At 55.7% G+C, this 20030-nt stretch carries 20 protein-coding genes and 1 other annotated feature; of the genes, 16 read left to right on the forward strand and 4 right to left on the reverse strand.

The window, feature by feature from the left end:
* The first annotated feature begins 97 nt into the window (after positions 1 to 97).
* The 11 genes from spoIIGA (at position 98) to ileS (ending at position 10270) form a co-directional block, all read left to right on the forward strand.
* Positions 98 to 1036 carry a sigma-E processing peptidase SpoIIGA gene (gene spoIIGA, locus C230_RS0114485; protein WP_018132774.1) on the forward strand — a complete coding sequence of 313 codons (939 nt, stop codon included), beginning with the start codon at positions 98 to 100 and terminating at the stop codon, positions 1034 to 1036.
* A gap of 29 nt (positions 1037 to 1065) precedes the next feature.
* Positions 1066 to 1794 (forward strand): RNA polymerase sporulation sigma factor SigE, encoded by a 729-nt coding sequence (gene sigE / locus C230_RS0114490; RefSeq protein ID WP_018132775.1) that lies wholly within the window; start codon positions 1066 to 1068, stop codon positions 1792 to 1794.
* Between the two features lie 85 nt (positions 1795 to 1879).
* Positions 1880 to 2659, forward strand: coding sequence for an RNA polymerase sporulation sigma factor SigG (gene sigG / locus C230_RS0114495; RefSeq protein WP_018132776.1), 780 nt, complete (start codon positions 1880 to 1882; stop codon positions 2657 to 2659).
* A 94-nt stretch (positions 2660 to 2753) separates the two neighbouring features.
* Positions 2754 to 3074: a YlmC/YmxH family sporulation protein gene (locus C230_RS20560; protein ID WP_018132777.1), complete on the forward strand. Its 321-nt coding sequence runs from the start codon at positions 2754 to 2756 to the stop codon at positions 3072 to 3074.
* Between the two features lie 421 nt (positions 3075 to 3495).
* Complete coding sequence (gene pgeF, locus C230_RS0114510) at positions 3496 to 4290, forward strand: peptidoglycan editing factor PgeF (protein ID WP_018132779.1); 795 nt, start codon at positions 3496 to 3498, stop codon at positions 4288 to 4290.
* A gap of 113 nt (positions 4291 to 4403) precedes the next feature.
* Positions 4404 to 5075 carry a YggS family pyridoxal phosphate-dependent enzyme gene (locus tag C230_RS0114515; RefSeq protein ID WP_018132780.1) on the forward strand — a complete coding sequence of 224 codons (672 nt, stop codon included), beginning with the start codon at positions 4404 to 4406 and terminating at the stop codon, positions 5073 to 5075.
* Positions 5076 to 5090: 15 nt separating this feature from the next.
* Entirely contained in the window at positions 5091 to 5531 is a 441-nt protein-coding gene (locus C230_RS0114520) for a cell division protein SepF (RefSeq protein ID WP_018132781.1), read from the forward strand.
* A gap of 9 nt (positions 5532 to 5540) precedes the next feature.
* On the forward strand, positions 5541 to 5807 hold the full coding sequence (locus tag C230_RS0114525; RefSeq protein ID WP_018132782.1) for a YggT family protein: 267 nt from the start codon (positions 5541 to 5543) through the stop codon (positions 5805 to 5807).
* Between the two features lie 16 nt (positions 5808 to 5823).
* A complete protein-coding gene (locus C230_RS0114530; protein ID WP_018132783.1) occupies positions 5824 to 6603 on the forward strand; it encodes a YlmH family RNA-binding protein in 780 nt (259 codons plus the stop codon).
* 83 nt (positions 6604 to 6686) lie between these two features.
* The gene (locus C230_RS0114535; RefSeq protein ID WP_018132784.1) at positions 6687 to 7166 is read left to right on the forward strand and encodes a DivIVA domain-containing protein; all 480 of its coding nucleotides are present in this window, start codon (positions 6687 to 6689) and stop codon (positions 7164 to 7166) included.
* 46 nt (positions 7167 to 7212) lie between these two features.
* Positions 7213 to 7464: a binding site (T-box leader), on the forward strand.
* 34 nt (positions 7465 to 7498) lie between these two features.
* Entirely contained in the window at positions 7499 to 10270 is a 2772-nt protein-coding gene (gene ileS / locus C230_RS0114540; protein WP_018132785.1) for an isoleucine--tRNA ligase, read from the forward strand.
* Between the two features lie 153 nt (positions 10271 to 10423).
* Here ileS and C230_RS0114545 read toward each other — a convergent pair whose 3' ends face one another.
* Entirely contained in the window at positions 10424 to 10603 is a 180-nt protein-coding gene (locus tag C230_RS0114545) for a hypothetical protein (protein ID WP_018132786.1), read from the reverse strand.
* Between the two features lie 163 nt (positions 10604 to 10766).
* On the opposite strand from C230_RS0114545, the gene C230_RS0114550 reads away from it, so the two are divergent.
* Both C230_RS0114550 and C230_RS20565 read left to right on the forward strand, forming a co-directional pair.
* A complete protein-coding gene (locus C230_RS0114550) occupies positions 10767 to 11072 on the forward strand; it encodes a DUF5665 domain-containing protein (RefSeq protein ID WP_018132787.1) in 306 nt (101 codons plus the stop codon).
* 78 nt (positions 11073 to 11150) lie between these two features.
* Entirely contained in the window at positions 11151 to 11936 is a 786-nt protein-coding gene (locus tag C230_RS20565) for a TraR/DksA C4-type zinc finger protein (RefSeq protein WP_018132788.1), read from the forward strand.
* 139 nt (positions 11937 to 12075) lie between these two features.
* On the opposite strand, the gene C230_RS23635 is transcribed toward C230_RS20565, so the two are convergent.
* The 3 genes from C230_RS23635 to C230_RS0114570 form a co-directional block, all read right to left on the reverse strand.
* Positions 12076 to 12435 (reverse strand): GerAB/ArcD/ProY family transporter, encoded by a 360-nt coding sequence (locus tag C230_RS23635; protein WP_211208034.1) that lies wholly within the window; start codon positions 12433 to 12435, stop codon positions 12076 to 12078.
* The gene (locus C230_RS23640) at positions 12429 to 13190 is read right to left on the reverse strand and encodes a GerAB/ArcD/ProY family transporter (protein ID WP_026174337.1); all 762 of its coding nucleotides are present in this window, start codon (positions 13188 to 13190) and stop codon (positions 12429 to 12431) included. The genes C230_RS23635 and C230_RS23640 overlap by 7 nt, the downstream gene beginning before the upstream one ends.
* A gap of 261 nt (positions 13191 to 13451) precedes the next feature.
* Positions 13452 to 15125: a phospho-sugar mutase gene (locus C230_RS0114570; protein WP_040393714.1), complete on the reverse strand. Its 1674-nt coding sequence runs from the start codon at positions 15123 to 15125 to the stop codon at positions 13452 to 13454.
* A 220-nt stretch (positions 15126 to 15345) separates the two neighbouring features.
* Here C230_RS0114570 and C230_RS0114575 point away from each other — a divergent pair, with 220 nt between their 5' ends.
* The 3 genes from C230_RS0114575 to yhbH all read left to right on the forward strand — a co-directional run bounded on the left by C230_RS0114575 (position 15346) and on the right by yhbH (position 20015).
* Positions 15346 to 16725 (forward strand): MATE family efflux transporter, encoded by a 1380-nt coding sequence (locus tag C230_RS0114575; RefSeq protein ID WP_018132790.1) that lies wholly within the window; start codon positions 15346 to 15348, stop codon positions 16723 to 16725.
* Positions 16726 to 16929: 204 nt separating this feature from the next.
* Positions 16930 to 18825, forward strand: coding sequence for a PrkA family serine protein kinase (locus C230_RS0114580; protein ID WP_018132791.1), 1896 nt, complete (start codon positions 16930 to 16932; stop codon positions 18823 to 18825).
* Positions 18826 to 18863: 38 nt separating this feature from the next.
* Positions 18864 to 20015, forward strand: a complete 1152-nt coding sequence (yhbH, locus tag C230_RS0114585; RefSeq protein WP_018132792.1) for a sporulation protein YhbH — start codon at positions 18864 to 18866, stop codon at positions 20013 to 20015.
* The last annotated feature ends 15 nt before the right edge of the window (positions 20016 to 20030 follow it).

Below are 20030 nucleotides of genomic sequence, written 5' to 3' on the forward strand. Positions count from 1 at the left end.
GTCGAAACATTTCCCTATTCTATCGTCAAGTTGCGACAAAATTTGTAATAGATATGTACTATACTAGGGGCATCGAAAAGTGCGGGAGTGATTCCGCATGCCCGTTGTGTTTGTGGATGTGGTCTGGCTGGTCAATCTGGTGATGGATGCGGTGATTCTCGCGCTGGCTGCCTGGATGGCCCGGAAGCGAGTCGGCTGGCGGCGCATTGCGCTCGGTTCCGTTCTGGGCGCCAGTTATGCCTTGCTGTTGTTTGTGCCGGCTGCTCTCACATCAACGATGAATGTTTTGACGAAACTGCTGTTTTCCTGCCTGATGGTGTGGATCACGTTCCGTCCGAAAACGGCGATCGAATTCTTGCGGCTGTTCGGTTTGTTTTACCTGGCGTCATTTGTTGTTGGAGGAGCGGCGTACGGGCTGAACGCTTTGTTTGCAAAACCGGTCGCCTTTGGCGGAATGGTGTTTGTCGCTCATCAAAGCTGGTGGCAGCCGAACATCGTCTTGTATCTGGTACTATCGGCGATACCGGTCGTATATGGTATGGGGAAGGCCGCCTGGAACCGTGTCCAGCGGCAAAAAAACAGGGAATCGAATCTGTGGCAGGTTCGCATCACGCTTGATGGCAAGCAAGCGGAGTTCACAGGCCTGCTGGATACGGGAAACGCACTGGTCGATCCATTATCCGGTTTACCGGTCGCCGTTGTCGAATGGCAAGCGCTGGAACCGCTGTTGCCGCAACCGATTGTTGAGGCGTTCCTGGCGAAGCGGGATGTGACGCTCGACCTCGGCACTCTTGGGCTGGAGGGGGCCTGGCAATCCCGCTTGCGAATCGTCCCCTACCGCGGGGTAGGCGGGACGGTCGGCATGCTGCTGGCGTTCCGGCCGGCCGAATTTGTCATCCACCAGGGAGAAGCGGTAACGGCCGTCCCGAACATATTGGTAGCGATCAATCCGAAGCCGCTGGCGGGCGACCGGGGGTACCGGGCGATTTTGCCGCCGGCCTGCCTCACCGATTCAGATGTTTCGATCTCAGCATGAGCTATAAAGAGGAAGGAGAGTACCACTTCATGATCACGCCGTACAAAATCCGGCTGCAGCTTCGCTTGTTGTACCTGCGGCTCCTGTTCAGACTGGGCGCTCAACCTGAGGAAATTTACTACGTGGGTGGCAGTGAAGCCCTGCCGCCGCCCTTGAGCCGGGAAGAGGAAGAATTTTTGCTGGAAAAATTGCCGTCCGGCGACGAAGCGGTACGGGCCGTTCTGATCGAACGGAATCTGCGGCTGGTGGTCTATATCGCCCGCAAATTTGAAAATACGGGCATCAACATCGAGGATCTGGTATCGATCGGCACGATCGGGCTGATCAAAGCGGTCAATACGTTCGACCCTGAGAAAAAAATCAAGCTGGCGACCTACGCCTCCCGCTGCATCGAAAACGAGATTCTGATGTTCCTGCGGCGAAACAACAAAATCCGCTCGGAAGTCTCCTTCGACGAACCGCTGAACGTGGACTGGGACGGCAATGAGCTGCTGTTGTCGGACGTGCTGGGAACCGAGAATGATACCATTTACAAAAACATCGAAGAGCAGGTCGATCGAAAATTGCTGTACAAGGCGCTCGATAAGCTGTCCGAACGCGAGCGGCGAATCATGGAACTGCGCTTCGGACTGGCAGACGGAAAAGAGATGACGCAAAAGGATGTCGCCGACCTGCTTGGCATCTCGCAATCCTACATCTCACGGCTGGAGAAGCGGATTATTAAGCGGCTGCGTAAAGAGTTTAACAAAATGCTCTGACTTCCATCGGTGCATAATTCTTCCCTCCAAGGAAATACTGTTGACGAATCCCACGGCGGATTTTCAACATGGAGGGAATGACGACATGAAGCGTAACAAAGTGGAGATCTGTGGCGTCAACACCGCCGAACTTCCCGTTCTCAGCAATACCGAAATGCGCAAGCTGTTTGTCGAATTGCAGCAAGGTGATGTATCCGCCCGTGAGAAACTTGTCAACGGCAACCTGCGATTGGTGCTGTCGGTGATTCAGCGGTTTAACAACCGCGGCGAGTATGTGGATGATCTGTTTCAGGTCGGCTGTATCGGACTGATGAAGGCGATCGATAATTTTGACCTGGGGCAGAACGTCAAATTCTCGACCTATGCGGTGCCGATGATCATTGGCGAAATCCGGCGGTATTTGCGGGACAACAACCCGATCCGCGTCAGCCGCAGTCTCCGCGACATCGCGTACAAGGCATTGCAGGTGCGCGATCAACTGACGAATAAAAATTTGCGGGAGCCGTCGATCAACGAAATTTCGGAAGCGATGGAGGTTCCGAAAGAGGATGTGGTGTTTGCCCTGGATGCGATCCAGGACCCCGTCTCGTTGTTTGAGCCGATTTACCATGATGGCGGCGACCCGATCTATGTGATGGACCAGATCAGCGACGAGAAAAATCAGGACTCGCAATGGGTGGAAGAGATCGCCATTCTGGAAGCGATGCAGAAGTTGAACGAACGCGAGAAACGGATTTTATCGATGCGATTTTTTGAAGGCAAGACCCAGATGGAGGTGGCCGAGGAAATCGGCATCTCGCAGGCGCAGGTCTCGCGCCTGGAAAAAGCGGCCATCAGCCACATGCAAAAATACATACGTCCTTGATTCGAATTGTCTCGTCCGGTCGCATCGGGCGACTTTTTTTTGTGTCCGTGCATACAGTTGTAGTGAGGGCAAAATTTCACAACGAGGGGTTGTCATGGTTAAAGTATCGGAACTCCAATCGAAAGATGTGGTGAACATCGGTGACGGCAAGCGCCTGGGAATGATCGGCGACCTGGATATCGATGTGGAAAACGGGATGGTGCGGGCGATTGTGGTTCCGGGCTCGGGGCGTTTTTTTGGCATCTTCGGTTCGTCCCAGGATTATGTGATCCCCTGGAGTCAGATTGTCAAGATCGGGGCGGATGTCGTGCTGGTGGAGCTGAATTCTTTCGCCGGACCGTACGCATCCCCTTCACAAGGCGGCAGGCGGCCCGGCAATCCCAACGACTATGACGAGCAGTCGGGCGGGTATTGAGACTGGCGGGAAGCGGGCCACTTGCCCGGGCGGGGTGGAACTGACCGGCTGCGATTGGCGGGGGGAACGGAAGAGGCGATCCCAATGCGCTGGATGAAGCGCATTTTTTTGTTGGGGGTTGGGACAAGACGCCACATTACGGATTTGCATCTTTTGCGGATACAGAAACCGGGCTGCCGGTGATATTTTTGATTCATCGTCAGCCCCTAGTATGGCTGGCAAACGGCAGGCTTATTCAGAGAGTGGTGCTGTTGTATCTTCGGTACTGAAGGCGATCGAATTGGATAAGGACAAGATTTTCGCGGAAGATTTCCAGGCATAATCGTGAGCTGGGGAGTCATGGCGGGCCAAAATCTTTGTCAACGGCACCCGGTTTATGATACGATGCCAAGAGAAGAACTGGGAAAAGAGGAGAAGGCGGATGGCGGCGACGCGTTTTTTGCATGCCGAGAACATCAACCGGACAGGCTTGGCCAAGGCGCTGTTCACCACCCGGCTGGGGGGTGGGTCGACCGGTCCATGGCACGGTTTAAACGTGGGGCTGCATGTCGGGGACCAGGCCGAGCACGTGATTGCAAACCGGCAGCTTGTTTGCGAGGAATTAAACGTAAACCTGAACCAGTGGGTGTGCGGCGAGCAGGTGCACGGAAACCGGGTGGCGGTCGTTCAGGAAGGCGACATAGGGCGAGGGTCTGTATCCTATGAAGACGCACTGCCGGGTGTGGACGCGCTGGTTACCAACCGGCCAGGCATCGTCCTTTCCACGTTTGCAGCCGACTGCGTGCCGATTTTGCTGCTCGATCCGGTCAACAAGGCAATCGGGGCGGTGCACGCCGGTTGGAAAGGCACGATGAGCCAGGTTGCAAAAGAGGCCGTGCACGCAATGCAGGAGCGGTTCGGAAGCGACCCCGCGCAACTGCTGGCAGCGATCGGTCCGGCGATTGACGCGTGCTGTTATGAGGTGGACGAGAGGGTATTCGTCCCGTTTGTCGAAGAATATCCGCAGGCGGAGCAGTTCTTTCAAGCGAACGACAATCAGCGGTGGCAACTGCCGCTGCCTGCCGTCAATCGGCACATTCTGCTGGAAGCGGGCCTGCTGCCGGAGCACGTGGCGCGCGTCGGCGGCTGCACTGCTTGCGACACGGAGACCTATTTTTCGCATCGGGCGGAACGGGGGAAAACAGGCAGGCTCGCGGGGTTGATCGTCCTTGTTTAAAATGGCAGGGTGCTTCGGATGAAGGTTTGCACGCTTTTCCGTACCTGTTTGCAGCAGGAAATTTTGCCATCGAGGAAGAATAGTACTAATCAGGGACAAACTGTGGTGATCGTATGGACTATCGGGAAAAAATCGCAGCCGTCCGGGAACGGATCGAGCGCGCCTGCGAGCGGACCGGCCGCCGGCCGGAGGAAGTGACTGTCATCGCCGTCACGAAATATGTCGGCGTCGAAGAAACGCGGGCGATCCTTGCCGCAGGCATTCGCGATCTCGGCGAGAATCGGGTGCAGCAGGCCTTGCCCAAACTGGACGCCATCAGGCAGCCGGCTACATGGCATTTTATTGGCTATTTGCAAACCAACAAGGTGAAGGATGTACTGCCCCATTTTGCATGGATTCATTCGCTCGACCGGCTGTCATTGGCGAAGGAATTGCAAAAACAGGCCGAAAAAAGGGATCTCCACGTGACCTGCCTGGTTCAGGTGAACATTTCCGGCGAACCGACGAAAAGCGGGTTGCCGCCGTTGGAATTGGCCGCTTTTCTGGATGAGATCAAGCTGCTAAACCGCATCCGGGTACGCGGGCTGATGACGATGGCGCCGATTGCGGACGATCCGGAACAGGTGCGGCCGGTGTTTCGCGGATTGCGTGAGCTACGCGACCGTCTGTTGCCCGCTTATCCGGAGCTGCAGCATTTGTCGATGGGCATGTCAGGCGACTTTGAAGTTGCGGTCGAGGAAGGAGCCACGATGGTCCGCCTGGGGAGTATTCTGGTGAAACCATGAGCATGGAGGAACATCATGTGGAATAAAATGATGCAGATTCTCGGTCTGTCCGACGAAGAGCCGCGCACGGAAAAAATGCGGGAGCTGGCACGCGAGGATCACTCGTCCGATGTGGTGCAGATGCAGCGGAAGGCGGCTGTCGTCAGTTTACACACGCAAAAACAACTGAAAATGATCCTGTGCGAACCGAAGTCGTTTGAGGAAGCGCAAACGATCGCCGATCATCTGCGGACGCATCGGCCGGTCGTGTTGAATTTGCACAAAGCGCAGTTTGACCATGCGATCCGCATCATGGATTTTATCTCGGGCACGATTTACGCGCTCGGCGGACGAATGGAAAAGATCGGCCACCAGATTTTCCTGTGCGCGCCTGACAACGTGGAAATCCAAGGGGCGATCAGCGATTTGCTGAAACAGCAGACGGAGTATAATCAAGCAGCTTCGAAAAGCAAATGAGGTGACGGAATGCAGTATAACCTTTGGCACATGATCAATCTCGCGTTTCGCGTCTATGAATACATACTGATCGCCAGGGTGCTGATGTCCTGGGTGCCCGATATGGAACGCACCAGTTTGGGGCAGTTCCTGGTGAAAATCACAGAGCCGTATCTGGGCATGTTCAGACGCTTCATCCCGCCGCTTGGGCCGATCGATATCTCGCCGATCGCCGCCCTGTTCGCGTTATACTTGATCCAGCAAGGGTTGATGACCGTGCTGAGAACGATTTTGTAGGCGAGCCGCAGGCACGATGGACGATCATCTCTTGATGCACTACCGGCCGGAGGAAAAGACGTTCGTTCGGCGCATGCTGGAACTGGCCGACCGGGCTGCGTCCCGCCACGCTCCGTGTCTGACCGGTTTCTTGGATCCGCGCCAGGTGCGGATCGCCACGAACATCGCTCGGACAGTGGGCGATGTTGCCGTTTTTGCGGATGGCGGCTGGGACGGGGCGGAACGCAAGCGGGTACTGCTGGCGCCCGATCACTGGATGCCGGAACCGGACGAGCTCGCACTGTGCTGGCTGCGGATTGAGGTTCCGGGCGAATCTGTGACACTCAAGCATGGGGATTATCTTGGGGCACTGCTCGGACTCGGCCTGAAACGGGAAAAAATCGGAGATCTGTCGGTGCAACCCGCAGGCTGCGATTTGGTGGCGGCGCGGGATGTGGAAGAATTTTTGCGTTTGCATTTGCATCAGGTGGGGCGGGCGTCGGTGCGGGTGCTGCCGATTGAAAAAGCGGAATTTCGCCCGCCGCAGATCGAATTGGCGGAACGGGAATTCACCGTCATGTCGCTGCGGATCGACGCGGTGGCGGCGGAATCGTTTCAATTGGCCCGCAGCAAAATCGTCGACCCGATCAAAGCGGGCAAGCTGCAGTTGAACTGGCAAACGGTGACAGATCCTTCCATGCCGGTGGAAGCAGGCGATGTGATCTCGCTGCGCGGGATGGGGCGCATCCGCGTGCTGGAAATCGGCGGCCAAACGAAAAAGGGCCGGACCGTCATCCGAATCGGCAAATATCTGTGAGGAAGCGGCAGGAATCGGCGGCATCTTGTCGAAATAAAGGGGCAGAATGTTTTCGCTTTTATTCTGTCTGGAGGTGCCGGTCGATGCCATTGACTCCCATGGATATCCATAACAAGGAATTTACCCGTTCGTTTCGCGGGTATAACGAAGATGAGGTTAACGAGTTCCTTGATCATGTCATAAAAGATTATGAAGCGCTGCTGCGCGAGAAGAAGAATCTGGAAGACCGCGTGAAGCAACTGGAGGAAAGTTTGGCGCGGTTTGAAAACATCGAGGAAAGCCTTAGCAAATCGATCCTTGTGGCGCAGGAAACAGCGGAAGAAGTGAAGGCGAACGCCCGCAAGGAGGCGCAGTTGATCATCAAGGAGGCAGAGAAGAACGCGGACCGGATCATCAACGAGGCGTTGCTGCGTTCGCGCGAGATCTCTCTGGAACTGGAAAATCTGCAGAAACAGGCTGCCGTCTACCGGGCCCGCTTCCGTTCCCTGATCGAAGCGCAGCTGGAAATGCTGAACACGGATGAATGGGACAAGCTGTTGGAAGAAAAGACACCGGTCGGTTGACAACAGGCTGTTTCGTTGCATATAATTCGATCTACAATCAAAGTCCGCACAGGCGATGATCGGGAGAGTACCAGTCGGATGCTTTGCAGCGAACCGGGGAGGGTGGGAGCCCGGCAAGCGGAAGGTTGGGAAGATCACCCGGGAGTTGCACGCTGAAATCCGCCGCCCATTTTCCCGGTGGAGAGTAGGGGGAGCCGGCTGCGAGCGCCGTTATCAGCTCGTGGAGTGATCGGGCGATTTTTTGCCATGCCCGGTAAACAGGGTGGTACCGCGGGAAAATCAACCTCTCGTCCCTTCAGGGGATGAGAGGTTTTCTGTTGAGGGGGATGTACATGTCAATCGATTACAGCAAAACGCTCAACCTGCCGCAAACGGAGTTTCCGATGCGCGGGAATTTGCCGCAGCGGGAGCCGGAGATTCAAAAACGGTGGGAGGAAATCGGCCTCTATCAGAAAGTGCAGGCAAAGCAAAAAGGCAAGCCGAAGTTTGTGCTGCATGACGGGCCGCCGTACGCCAACGGAGATATTCATTTGGGGCATGCGGTCAACAAAATTTTGAAAGACATCATCGTGAAATCGAAAACGATGGAAGGATTTGACGCCCCGTATGTACCTGGCTGGGATACGCACGGGCTGCCGATCGAACAGGCGATCATCAAAAACAAAAAAATCAACCGGCACGAGATCCCGGTGCCTGAGTTCCGGCACATGTGCCGTGACTATGCGCTCGATTTTATCGACCGGCAGCGGGCGCAGTTCAAGCGGTTGGGCGTACGCGGCGATTGGGAAAACCCGTATATCACGCTGCTCCCGGCGTATGAAGCGGCCCAGATCCGCGTGTTTGGCGAAATGGCGGTAAAAGGCTTGATCTACAAAGGAATGAAGCCGGTCTATTGGTGCACCCACTGCGAAACCGCTTTGGCGGAAGCGGAAATCGAATATGCGGACAAACAGTCGCCTTCGATTTATGTCAAATTTCAGGTGACAGACGGCAAAGGGAAACTGCCGGAAGGTGCGTCCATCGTGATTTGGACGACCACGCCGTGGACGATTCCGGCCAATGTGGCGATTGCGGTGAATCCGGATTTTGAGTATGTGTTGATCGATGTTCGCGGCGAAAAATTGCTGATCGCAAAAGAACTGGCGGGTGCGGTGCTGAAAGCGGCCGGATACGAGCAGGAGTTGCAGCCGGAAGCTTCGTTTAAGGGTGCCGAACTGGAACGGGTGAAAACCAGACATCCGCTGTTCGGCCGCGAGTCGCTTGTCGTGCTGGGCGATCATGTGACGCTGGATGCAGGTACCGGATGTGTCCACACCGCTCCAGGACACGGGATGGAAGATTTCCTCGTCGGCCAGAAGTACGGCTTGCCGGTGCTCGTGCCGATTGACGACCGCGGCAAATTTACGCAGGAAGCCGGTCCGTTTGCGGGACAATTTTATGCCAAAGCCAATCCGGCGATTACGGAAGCGATCCGGGAAGCGGGCTATCTGCTGCGTGAAAGCGTGATGGAGCACTCCTATCCGCACTGCTGGCGCTGCAAAAATCCGGTGATCTTCCGGGCGACGGAACAGTGGTTCGGCTCGATCGACAAAATCCGCGACGAGCTCTTGGAGCAAATCAAGCAGGTGAAATGGAACCCGGCCTGGGGCGAAGTGCGCCTGCACAACATGGTGGCGGAACGGCAGGATTGGTGCATTTCCCGGCAGCGGGTGTGGGGCGTGCCGATCCCGATTTTCTACTGCACCGATTGCGGTAAAGAGTTGATCACGAAACAGACGATCGAACATGTGGCGAACCTGTTCGCGGAGCACGGGTCGCAAGTGTGGTTTGAACGCGAGGCGGCGGACTTGCTGCCGGAGGGTGCCGCTTGCCAGTGCGGCCATACAGAGTTCCGCAAAGAAACGGACATTATGGACGTGTGGTTCGATTCCGGTTCGTCCCATATCGCCGTGTGCGGCGGGCGGGAGGAATTGCACTGGCCTGCCGATCTTTATCTGGAAGGATCGGACCAGTACCGCGGCTGGTTCAACTCGTCCCTGACCACGGCGGTTGCGGTGAAAGGGCGCGCCCCATACAAGGAGGTGCTGTCCCACGGGTTTGTGCTCGACGGGGAAGGCCGGAAGATGTCGAAGAGCCTTGGCAATGTGGTCGACCCGCTGAAAGTGTTGGAAAATCTGGGCGCCGACATCCTGCGCCTCTGGGTGGCGTCGGTCGATTACCGGTCGGATGTCCGCGTATCTGATTCGATCCTCAAGCAAGTGGCGGAAGTGTACCGCAAAATCCGCAACACGTTCCGCTATCTGTTGGGCAACGTGTATGACTTTGATCCGGCTGCGCATTCGGTGCCGCTTGATCAAATGCTGGAAATCGACCGCTGGGCGCTGCACAAGCTGGAAGCGCTGAAACAGCGCACGATGAAGGCGTACAAGAATTATGAGTTTCACGTCGTGTTCCACGACATCAACAATTTTTGCACGGTGGATATGTCGGCGTTCTATTTTGACGTATTGAAAGATCGCGTCTACACGAGCGCGCCCGATTCGCTGGAACGCCGCTCCGCCCAGACCGCGATGCATCATATCCTGGTCGAACTGGTGAAGCTGACCGCTCCGATTTTGACGCATACGGCGGACGAAGTGTGGCAGTATGTACCGGGCGTCAGCGAGGAAAGCGTCCAGTTGACCGAATGGAGCGAAGTGAAAGCCGAGTTTCTGGACAAAGAGTTGGAGGCAAAATGGGAAAAGATCCTCGCGCTGCGCGATGAAGTGCTGAAGGCGCTGGAAGTGGCCCGCAAGGACAAGGTGATCGGCAAATCGCTGATGGCGGCCGTCGACCTTTATCCGGAAAATGCGGACGTCCTGCAGGTGCTGGAAGGAACCCCGCGGCTGCAGGAAGTATTGGGGGTCTCTAGAGTGAATCTGTTCAAGCCGGGCGAAACGGTTGCGGCCGATGCCGCACCGTATGTGGGGCTCTCGATTCGTGTGCGCGTGGCGGAAGGCGAGACCTGTGAGCGTTGCCGGGTAGTGACGCCGGAAGTCGGCCAAGTGACGGAACATCCGACCCTCTGTCCAACCTGCGCGGAAAACGTAAAATATTTCCTGTGATGCTTGCCAAAACCTCTCACCCTGGATGTAAGAGGTGGGAGGTTTTTTGCATCCGGAGGGCATAGTAGGAGATAAAGGCTTGGAATAGGAGGCGAGTTTCGATTGACAACGGTGGAGGACGTCTGGGAGGTGTGGCCGCTGTGCTTCATGAAGCTAAATACGTGTCAGCACCAGCAGGCTGATCCCTGCCAAAATACAGGCGAAGAAAATGGGGCTGTAGGGAACCAGCGTATCGAAGCGGAACAGGATCTTGGTCAAAAAACCGGCGATGATGGCGATCGCACCGATCCAGATGAGGATTGAACCGAACGAGCGAACCGTATCTCGTCTCATGACAGGCGCATGCCCCCTTTTATTGCTACGTTTTTACAATACATGATACCGCATTTTTGACGCAATAAATTGACGAAAATCGAACAGTTCCATGAACATTTTTCTGCAGTTCGAATCATTTGCTAGAATCGAGGAAACACTAGCGTCAAGGGGGGCCCGGCGGATGAAAGAGAACGAGGAGATGACGCGGCTGGCGGAATGGATGGAGCGTGTCGCTCTGCAGCTGGAACGGGCCCGGTTCGCCGAATATGTCCAACTGCTGAACCGGCCGGCCCGGCTGCTGGTTCTCAATTTCGTCAGCGGCATCGCGCGGGGCGTCGGGGCAGGTTTGGGTTTCACCGTGATCGTCGCCATCCTGTTGCTGATTTTGCAGGAACTGGCTGTGCTGAATCTGCCCATCATCGGCAAATATATAGCGGAAATCGTGAAAATGGTGCAAGCGCAAATGCATACACCGACCGTACCGTGAACAAGTCAACCGACCTGGTGCAGATCAGGCTGAAAATTTGCTGGACATGCACGGTGTACATTCAGAGGAGGGAATGGGATGACCCTGACGAATGAGCAGCTCCGTGAACTGCGTATGCGGCTGGAAGAGGAAATGGCCGATCTGCGCGATTCGCTTGACCATAATGACCGCTATGGCATACCGAACTCGATGGCCGATCAATTGGGCGAACTGTCGATGTACGACAATCACCCGGCGGATATTGGGGATGAGTTGTTTGAGCGGGGCAAGGATCTCGCCCTGCGGGACGCGGCGTCGCTGCGGCTGGCGCTGATCGACGAGGCGTTGGAGCGGATGGAGGACGGGACATATGGCATCTGTGCGCATTGCGGACAGGCGATTCCGTTTGAGCGGCTGCAGGCGGAACCGGCAGCCGAATTTTGCGTGCAATGCCAGGAAGTGGCCGACGAACATGCGATTGAAAGCAACCGGCCGGTGGAGGAAAATTTTGAATTCCCCGGTTTCGGTCGCGTGTTCAGCGACGACAACCGGTTCGCGCAAACCGCCTTCGATGGGGAAGATGCCTGGCAGGACGTGGCGCGTTACGGAACCTCCAATTCGGCCGTCGATTTTGAGGACGGAACCGATCCCGATTTGATGTACATTGACAGTGAGGAGCGGCGCGGCTATGTGGAAGATCTGGAGGGGTACTTAACCGCCGATCTGCACGGCAACCCCACCGGGTTCACCCGCAACGAAGCGTACCGACGCAATGCTCGCGACTACACGGACAACCTGAACTGGATGGGGCTCGAGTCGAGCGATCTGCTGAACGAAAGTGCGGAGAACAATTGGGATCATTTTGACGAGGACCGGAAAGAGTAATTTTTTTCACAGGAAACGGAAAAAGGCGGCCAGGGGGCTGCCTCTTTTGCACCCAAAGGGCACAAGTCTCGCCACGACTTTTGGGTTCCCAACAAAGTGCTTGTCACTTTGGTGGGGGGAGCATTGCTGTCGGATCGCCCTATGAGCCGAGTCTCCGATGCTGAACATTCCGCGATTTCCGGATCGTCGCCACGATCCATAACAATAGCGGAATTCCGATGACCGCAATCGGAAAAAGCAGGGTGAAGGAGAATTTCCGTGGAATATCGAGAAATGTTTCGACCGAGTTGCGCGGTATCATCCCGAGCAGCAGCACGATGGGGGCCGCAAACCAAATCGTGTTCCTCCAGTTTTTGATTCCGATCCATCGCGCTATTCCATAACAACAGGCGAAGAAAAACATGGACGACTTAATGAAAATCGCCGACACACCTATGAAAATGATGGCCGGATCCAGTCGTTCGAGAAAATCGGCGACCGAAATGTATCTCACTAACACGTTACCGAAAACAAGCTTTCTCCCGCCAGTTTTGGAGACAGCGTCGCCAGAATGACGAGAGTAAACAGAGTCAAAAAGCATCCGGAGAAAACGACCGCCCAGATGGTTCGGGAAGGCCCCTCATCCGGGGTCTGCATGAACGGAAGCAGCATCGTAATGATGATGCAATCCCCGAGTAAGGTGGAGGGGGGCAACGCTCCCTTGAGGATCCCGAACCATCCCGTTTCCGAATAGACGGGCAACAACCATTCCCAGTTGGTATCCTTAAACACCAGGATAATCACGATGATGGCCGTCAAAAAAATAATCGGTCCCACCACTTCACTGCATCTGGCAATCACCTCGATTCCTTGATAAGTACCATAAACGACCAATAAAATCATCAACAGCGAAAGCGCCCATGTCGGCGTCCTGGGAAGAACCATCGTCGCCAGCAAATCGGAGGATTCACGGATAACGATGGAAGTGACATAGTACAAATACACCATGAAAGGAACGACGATTATTTTTCCCATCCACTTTCCCGCGATTCTGTTTGCGTATTCGACAAGCGTTTGATCCGGAAACATCAATCCCAATTTTGTCGCCATAGAAGCGATGAGAACTCCCACCGCCGTTGCAACCAGAAACGAAATCCAGGCGTCCTGTTTCGCTGCAGCGACCGCGGGAGTAACGGTGAGCACAATCGCCATCACGAATTCCATGACAGCCATCATCCAGAACATCTGAATTCCGGATATTTTCATGTCTTTCATCCAAATACCCCCGCTTTGGCAATCCAGAGTGCCTGTTCTATTGTGGATCTCGGCGAGGGAAAATATTCCTCTTGCACTACAATCAGACAAACATACGAAGAGCGAAAGGAAAAAATCAGCAGGAGAGAAGGGATTCCCTCCTCTCCGTACTGCAATCCTTATATACCCGACGGAGGTCGGTGTGACGCAAAAATTTGACGTGAAGCCCCACGCCCTGCGTGTCACATGCAGCCCTGCGGGGACTCCGCAACCGGCCCGCGGTTACACCGCTCGCTGATTCACCAGATCCAACACGAACGACTTCAGCATTTGCAGCTTGGCTTCGGCTGCCTCGCGCGTTTTGTCGATGGCGCTGAAATAGAATTTGATCTTCGGTTCGGTGCCCGATGGGCGGATCGCTACCCAACTGTCGTCTTCCAGGATGTATTTCAGGACATTCGCTTTCGGCAGTCCGTCGATGCCCGGTAGGTAGTCCTTTGACTGCTTGACGGCCAGATTGCCGATCGCCGTCAGCGGTTGTCGGCGCATTTCGTCCATCATCCGGTTGATCTTCTCCAGCCCCTGTTTGCCCTTGAACGTGAACGAGGACAAATCTTCCACATAGTACCCGTGCGTGTTGTAAATCTGTTGCAATACGTCGTGCAACGCCGAACCTTTCGTTTTGTAAAATGCGGCCATCTCGCAGCACATCATGGCGGTTTGCACGGCATCCTTGTCGCGCACGAAATCCCCGATCAAATAGCCGTAGCTTTCCTCGTAACCGAGCAGGAAGCTGTACTCGCCCGTTGTCTCGTATTCGTTGATCTTCTCTCCGATAAATTTGAAGCCGGTCAGCACATCGACGGTCGTCACGTTGTAAGCGGAAGCGATCGCGCGGCCCAGTTCGGAGGTGACGATCGTTTTCAGGACGACTCCGTTGGCCGGGAGTTTGCCGGTCGCTTTCCGCTGTTCCAGCAGATACTGCAGCAGCAGCGCACCGGTCTGGTTGCCGTTGAGCGCCACATATTCTCCGTCCGCCGTCCTTGTAACGACGCCCACCCGGTCCGCGTCCGGGTCAGTCCCGATGACGATGTCGGCGTCGATCTGTTTTGCCAATTGCAAAGCGAGTTCAAACGCTTGCCGCTCCTCCGGATTGGGCGACGAAACAGTGGAAAAATCGGGATCCGGCAGCTCCTGTTCCTTCACCACATGCACATGCTGGAATCCCAATTCCTTGAGCGCCCGGCGGACAGGCTTGTTGCCCGTTCCGTGCAGCGGCGTGAACACGATCCGAAAATCATCCGCCACTTGCTTGACCGTTTCCGGATGCAGGGAGAGGGACAGCAGGCGGTTTGTGTATTCGCGGTCGATTTCTTCGCCGAGCCATTGCAACAGCCCTTTTGCCATTGCTTCTTCTATGGTGAGAGCGGGGATGAGTAATTCGTTTTCCACCGCGTTGATCTCCGACAAAATCCGGTCGGCCGTTTGCGGCGGAATCTGCCCGCCATCCTCCCCGTACACTTTGTACCCGTTGTACTCGGGCGGATTGTGGCTGGCCGTAATCACGATGCCGGCAGCCGCCTGCAGATGCCGGACAGCAAACGACAGCATCGGCGTCGGACGGAGTTCTTCGAAGAGATAGGCCCGGATTCCGTTTTGCGTCAGGACACCGGCTGCTTCTGCCGCAAATTCGGGTGACATGCGGCGGGAGTCATACGCGATGACCACCCCTTTTTCGCGTGCGTGGTCGACATATTTGAGCAGGTAGCGGGCAAGCCCTTCCGTCGCCCGCCGTACCGTATACACGTTCATCCGGTTGGTGCCGGCGCCGATCACCCCGCGCAGGCCACCCGTTCCAAACTCGAGATGGCGGTAAAAGCGGTCCTCGATTTCCGTCTCGTCAGACAGACGCTGCAACTCCTGTTTCAGGCGAGGATCCAGTTCAGCAAACTCCATCCAACGTTGGTAAGCCTGTTTGTACCCGTTCAACTCATACACTCCCGTTCTTGAAAATACCTATGTAGATATGCGATGGGCCCTTTTCATTATACAGCAAAGGGGTTTTGCAAATGCACGTTTTTTCTGTCGATTCCTGCTATACTGGAGGATGGATCCGCATGCAAGGCACAGCGATCCGCCCGGAAACAAGGACGAAAAAAGGAGAGGAACTCAAAACATGTCTGAAACCAGCGACCGTAGGCCGACCGGCAAGCTGCGCCTGTTTGCGTTGACCTGGCCGATTTTGATCGAATTTTTGCTGCACATGTTGATGGGCAGTGCCGACACATTTATGTTGTCCCACGTGTCGGACGAGGCGGTGGCTGCTGTCGGGGTGGCCAACCAACTGGTCTTTCTGACGATCATTCTGTTCGGGTTTGTGGCGACCGGCACCGCCGTCACCGTGGCGCAGTACCTGGGAGCGCGGCAACCTGCGAAAGCGAGCCGTATCGCGGCCATCTCGGTGACGATCAACCTGCTGTTTGGAGTGGCGGTCAGCGTCCTGCTTGTGCTGTTTCGTGAACAGTTCCTGCATCTGCTGCAATTGCCGCCGAATCTGTTGAAATTCGCCGATGCCTATCTGACGATCGTCGGCGGGACGATCTTTGTGCAAGCGCTGCTGGTGACCGTGTCTTCGATCGTGCGTTCGCACGGGTTTACGGGCGATGCGATGTTCGTTTCCTTAGGCATGAACTTGTTGCATGTGTTTGGCAACTATCTGTTTGTCTTCGGAGCGCTCGGTGTTCCGCAACTCGGCGTGACGGGTGTTGCAATCTCAACCGCGGTGAGCAGGACGATCGCGTGCATCGTCATGTTCGTTCTGATGTACCGGCGGATTCAATTCCCGATCCAGTGGTCCGACTACATCCGCTTGGATCGGCAGATGATCCGGCAGATTTTAAAAATCGGGGTTCCGTCTGCCGGCGAACAGCTTTCCTACCAAACCAGCCAGATCATGATCACCTTTTTCATCACGGCGCTCGGCACCGCTGCCCTGGCAACGCGGGTGTACACCCTGAACATCATGTTTTTCATCATGCTGTTCGGTTTATCGCTCGGGCAGGGGACACAGATCCTCGTCGGACACCTGGTCGGGGCCGGTCAAAAAGAAGCCGCCTACCGCCAGTTGCTGGCCAGCCTGAAATGGAGCCTGCTGATTACGCTTGCGGTCGCGTCCGCGGTCGCCGTCAGCCGGGAACATTTGCTTGGAATTTTTACCAATGACCCGTTGATCGTACAAACAGGGGCTGGTCTGCTGCTGTTTTGCCTGATCCTGGAGCCGGGGAGGACATTCAATCTGGTCGTGATCAGTTCACTGCGGGCAGCCGGTGACGTGCAATTTCCCGTTTTCATGGGCATTCTCTCAATGTGGGGAGTCAGTGTGCCGCTCTCGTATTACCTGGGAATCCACCTGCACTACGGATTGCTTGGCGTGTGGATGGCGTTCGCGGCGGACGAGTGGCTGCGCGGTATCCTGATGTACTGGCGCTGGAGAAGCCGGGCTTGGGAAAAGAAAGCGCTGGTGCAAGCGGAGGGCGCAACATCGGCCAACATCTGAAAAATGGAAGTTTTCATACGACGAAAAGTGTTGTATAATAAAATTGTAAATTAAGAAAATTGAATAGGTTGTTGCTGGCAAGGGTACCGACAGCGGACGTCTCTTTCCTTTCCCAAGGTGGAAACAAAACAATTTCACAGGAAAGCGGGACAACTGCGCGGGTACCCTTTTTCCATCCCCAAAATGACAAGGAGGTCGGGTGTCGTGAACATGTTGGACAAGCTGTCGGCGTACCGGAGTGAACAGAAGAAGTTGCATTGGCAGGGAACGTTTGCCGAGTATCTGTCCCTGGTCAAGGAAAATCCGACCATCGCCCAACACTCCCATGCCCGCATCTACAACATGATCAAGCATGCGGGAGTGGAAAAAGAGGGGGAGAAGCGGAAGTACCTGTTTTTCGCAAGAGAACTCTACGGATTGGACGATGTGATCCAGAAACTGGTGGAGGAATATTTCCAGCCGGCGGCGGTGCGGCTCGACATCCGCAAGCGGTTGCTTCTGCTGATGGGGCCTGTCAGCGGCGGCAAGTCGACGATCGTCAACCTGCTGAAAAAAGGGCTGGAAGCTTACTCGCAGACAGAAGAAGGAGCGGTGTACGCGATCCAGGGCTGCCCGATGAACGAGGAGCCGCTGCACCTGATTCCGGACCCGCTGCGGCCGGAATTTGAACAGGAACTGGGCGTCACGATCGAGGGCAGTTTGTGCCCTCTCTGCCGCCACCGGCTGGAAGCCGAGTTTGACGGCCGGATTGATGAAATGCCGGTGCATCGGATCGTGTTGTCGGAAGAAAAACGGGTCGGCATCGGAACGTTCGCGCCGTCCGATCCGAAATCGCAGGACATCGCCGATTTGACCGGCAGCATCGACTTTGCCACCATCACCCAGTACGGGTCGGAATCCGATCCGCGCGCGTACCGGTTTGACGGGGAACTGAACATCGCCAACCGGGGTCTGATGGAATTCCAGGAGATGCTGAAATGTGACGAAAAATTCCTCTGGAACCTGCTGTCCCTCACACAGGAAGGCAATTTCAAGGCGGGCCGATTCGCGCTGATCTCGGCGGACGAACTGGTGGTGGCGCACACGAACGAGACGGAATACCGGAATTTTATCAGCAACAAGAAAAACGAAGCGCTGCATTCCCGCATCATCGTCATGAAAATCCCCTACAACCTGCAGGTCAGCGAGGAGGAACGGATCTACGCCAAGCTGATCGGCCAAAGCAGTATCAAGCACGTGCATATCGCTCCCTACGCCCTGCGGACGGCCGCCATCTTTTCCATCCTTACCCGCCTGCAGGAATCGAAGAAGCAGGGGATGGATCTGATCAAAAAAATGTATCTGTACGACGGCAAGGAAGTCGAGGGATTCCTGGAAAAAGACGTGGAGGAATTGAAACAGGAAGCGGTCGACGAGGGAATGTTCGGCATCGATCCACGCTATGTGATCAACCGCATCTCCAGCGCTTTGATGAAAGAGGAAAAGAATTGCATCAACGCATTGGACATCCTGCGGGCGCTGAAAGACGGACTGGACCAGCATCCGTCGATCACCCGGGATGAGAAGGAGCGGCTGCTCAACTTTATCGCGCTCGCCCGTCGGGAATACGATCAGATGGCGAAGAAAGAGGTACAGCGTGCGTTTGTCTACTCGTACGAGGAGTCGGCGCGGGTGCTGCTCGACAATTACCTTGACAACGTGGAGGCCTACTGTCACGGGCAAAAGGTGAAAGATCCCCTGACCGGGGAAGCGCTGCCGCCGGATGAGAAGCTGATGCGCTCGATCGAGGAGCAGATCGGCGTTTCGGAAAACGCGAAGCGCTCGTTCCGGGAAGAGATCCTGATCCGCATCTCGCTGTATGCGCGCAAAGGCAAGCGTTTCGATTACAACTCGCATGAAAGACTGAAAGAGGCGATTGAGAAAAAACTGTTTGCCGACCTGAAAGATGTGGTGAAAATCACCACGTCCTCGAAAGTGCCGGACGAAAATCATCTGAAAAAAATCAATGAAGTGACCCGCCGACTGATCGATCAACAGGGACACTGCCCGGTGTGCGCCAACGAACTGGTTCGCTATGTGGGAAGCCTGTTGAATCGCTGACCTTGCGGCAGGTGGGCACGAAGGAGGAGGAGAGACCCATGGAGAAGCCGCTGTTTATTGTGTCGAAGGAGGATTGGTCTCTTCACCGCAAGGGATATCTCGATCAGGAACGGCATCAGGCCAAGGTGAGGGAGGCGATCCGCCAAAATCTGGCCGATCTGGTCAGCGAGGAATCAATTATCATGACCGACGGGCGGGAAACAATCCGGGTCCCGGTCCGCTCGATCCAGGAGTACCATTTTCGATACAATTACAGCAATCAGGAACAGGTCGGACAGGGCCAGGGCGACGCCAAAGTCGGAGACCTGGTGGCCCGCGGTCAACCCGCGCCGGGCAGCGGCAAGGGGCCGGGCGCCGGGGACAGCCCGGGCGAAGACTATTACGAAGCGGAGATCACGGTCGACGAGCTGGCCGAGCTGATCTTTGAGGATCTCGAATTGCCCCGCCTGAAGCGGAAGTCTGCACAGGAGTTGAGAGAGCCCGACATTCAGTTCCACGATGTGCGAAAACAGGGTATCATGGGCAATGTGGACAAGCGGCGCACGCTGCTGGAAAGCATCAAGCGACATTCGCTGGCGGGCGGCGCGGGTGATTTGCAGATCCAACGGGACGATTTGCGGTTCAAGTCGTGGGAGATGAGAGAGCGCCCGTCGTCGCAGGCGGTAGTGCTGGCGATGATGGACACGTCTGGGTCGATGGGCACGTTTGAAAAATATATTGCCCGCAGCTTCTTCTTCTGGATGGTCCGGTTTTTGCGCACCAAATACCAGCATGTCCAGATCGCGTTCCTGGCGCATGACACGGAAGCGAAGGAAGTGACGGAACAGCAGTTTTTCACGAAAGGCGAGAGCGGCGGCACCCGCTGCTCGTCCGTATATGAGCTGGCGTTGCAGCTGGTTGAGCAGAGATACCGGCCGGAGCGTTACAATCTGTACGCGTTCCATTTTTCGGACGGCGACAACCTGAGCAGCGACAATCCGAAAACGGTGGAACTGGTCGAACAGTTGCTCGCCAGGTGCAACATGGTGGGGTACGGGGAGATCACCCGGTTCATGCGCGACAGCACGCTGATGACAGAACTTCGGAAGATCCGCAACCCGCACTTTGTGCGCTGCACGATCGCGCAAAAATCGGACGTGTACCGGGCGTTGCGAAACTTTTTCAAAGAGCAGATGGAGGAGACTGAATAGGCAACCGATGCGAGG

It is taken from the genome of Effusibacillus pohliae DSM 22757 (assembly GCF_000376225.1).
GTDB lineage: Bacteria > Bacillota > Bacilli > Tumebacillales > Effusibacillaceae > Effusibacillus > Effusibacillus pohliae.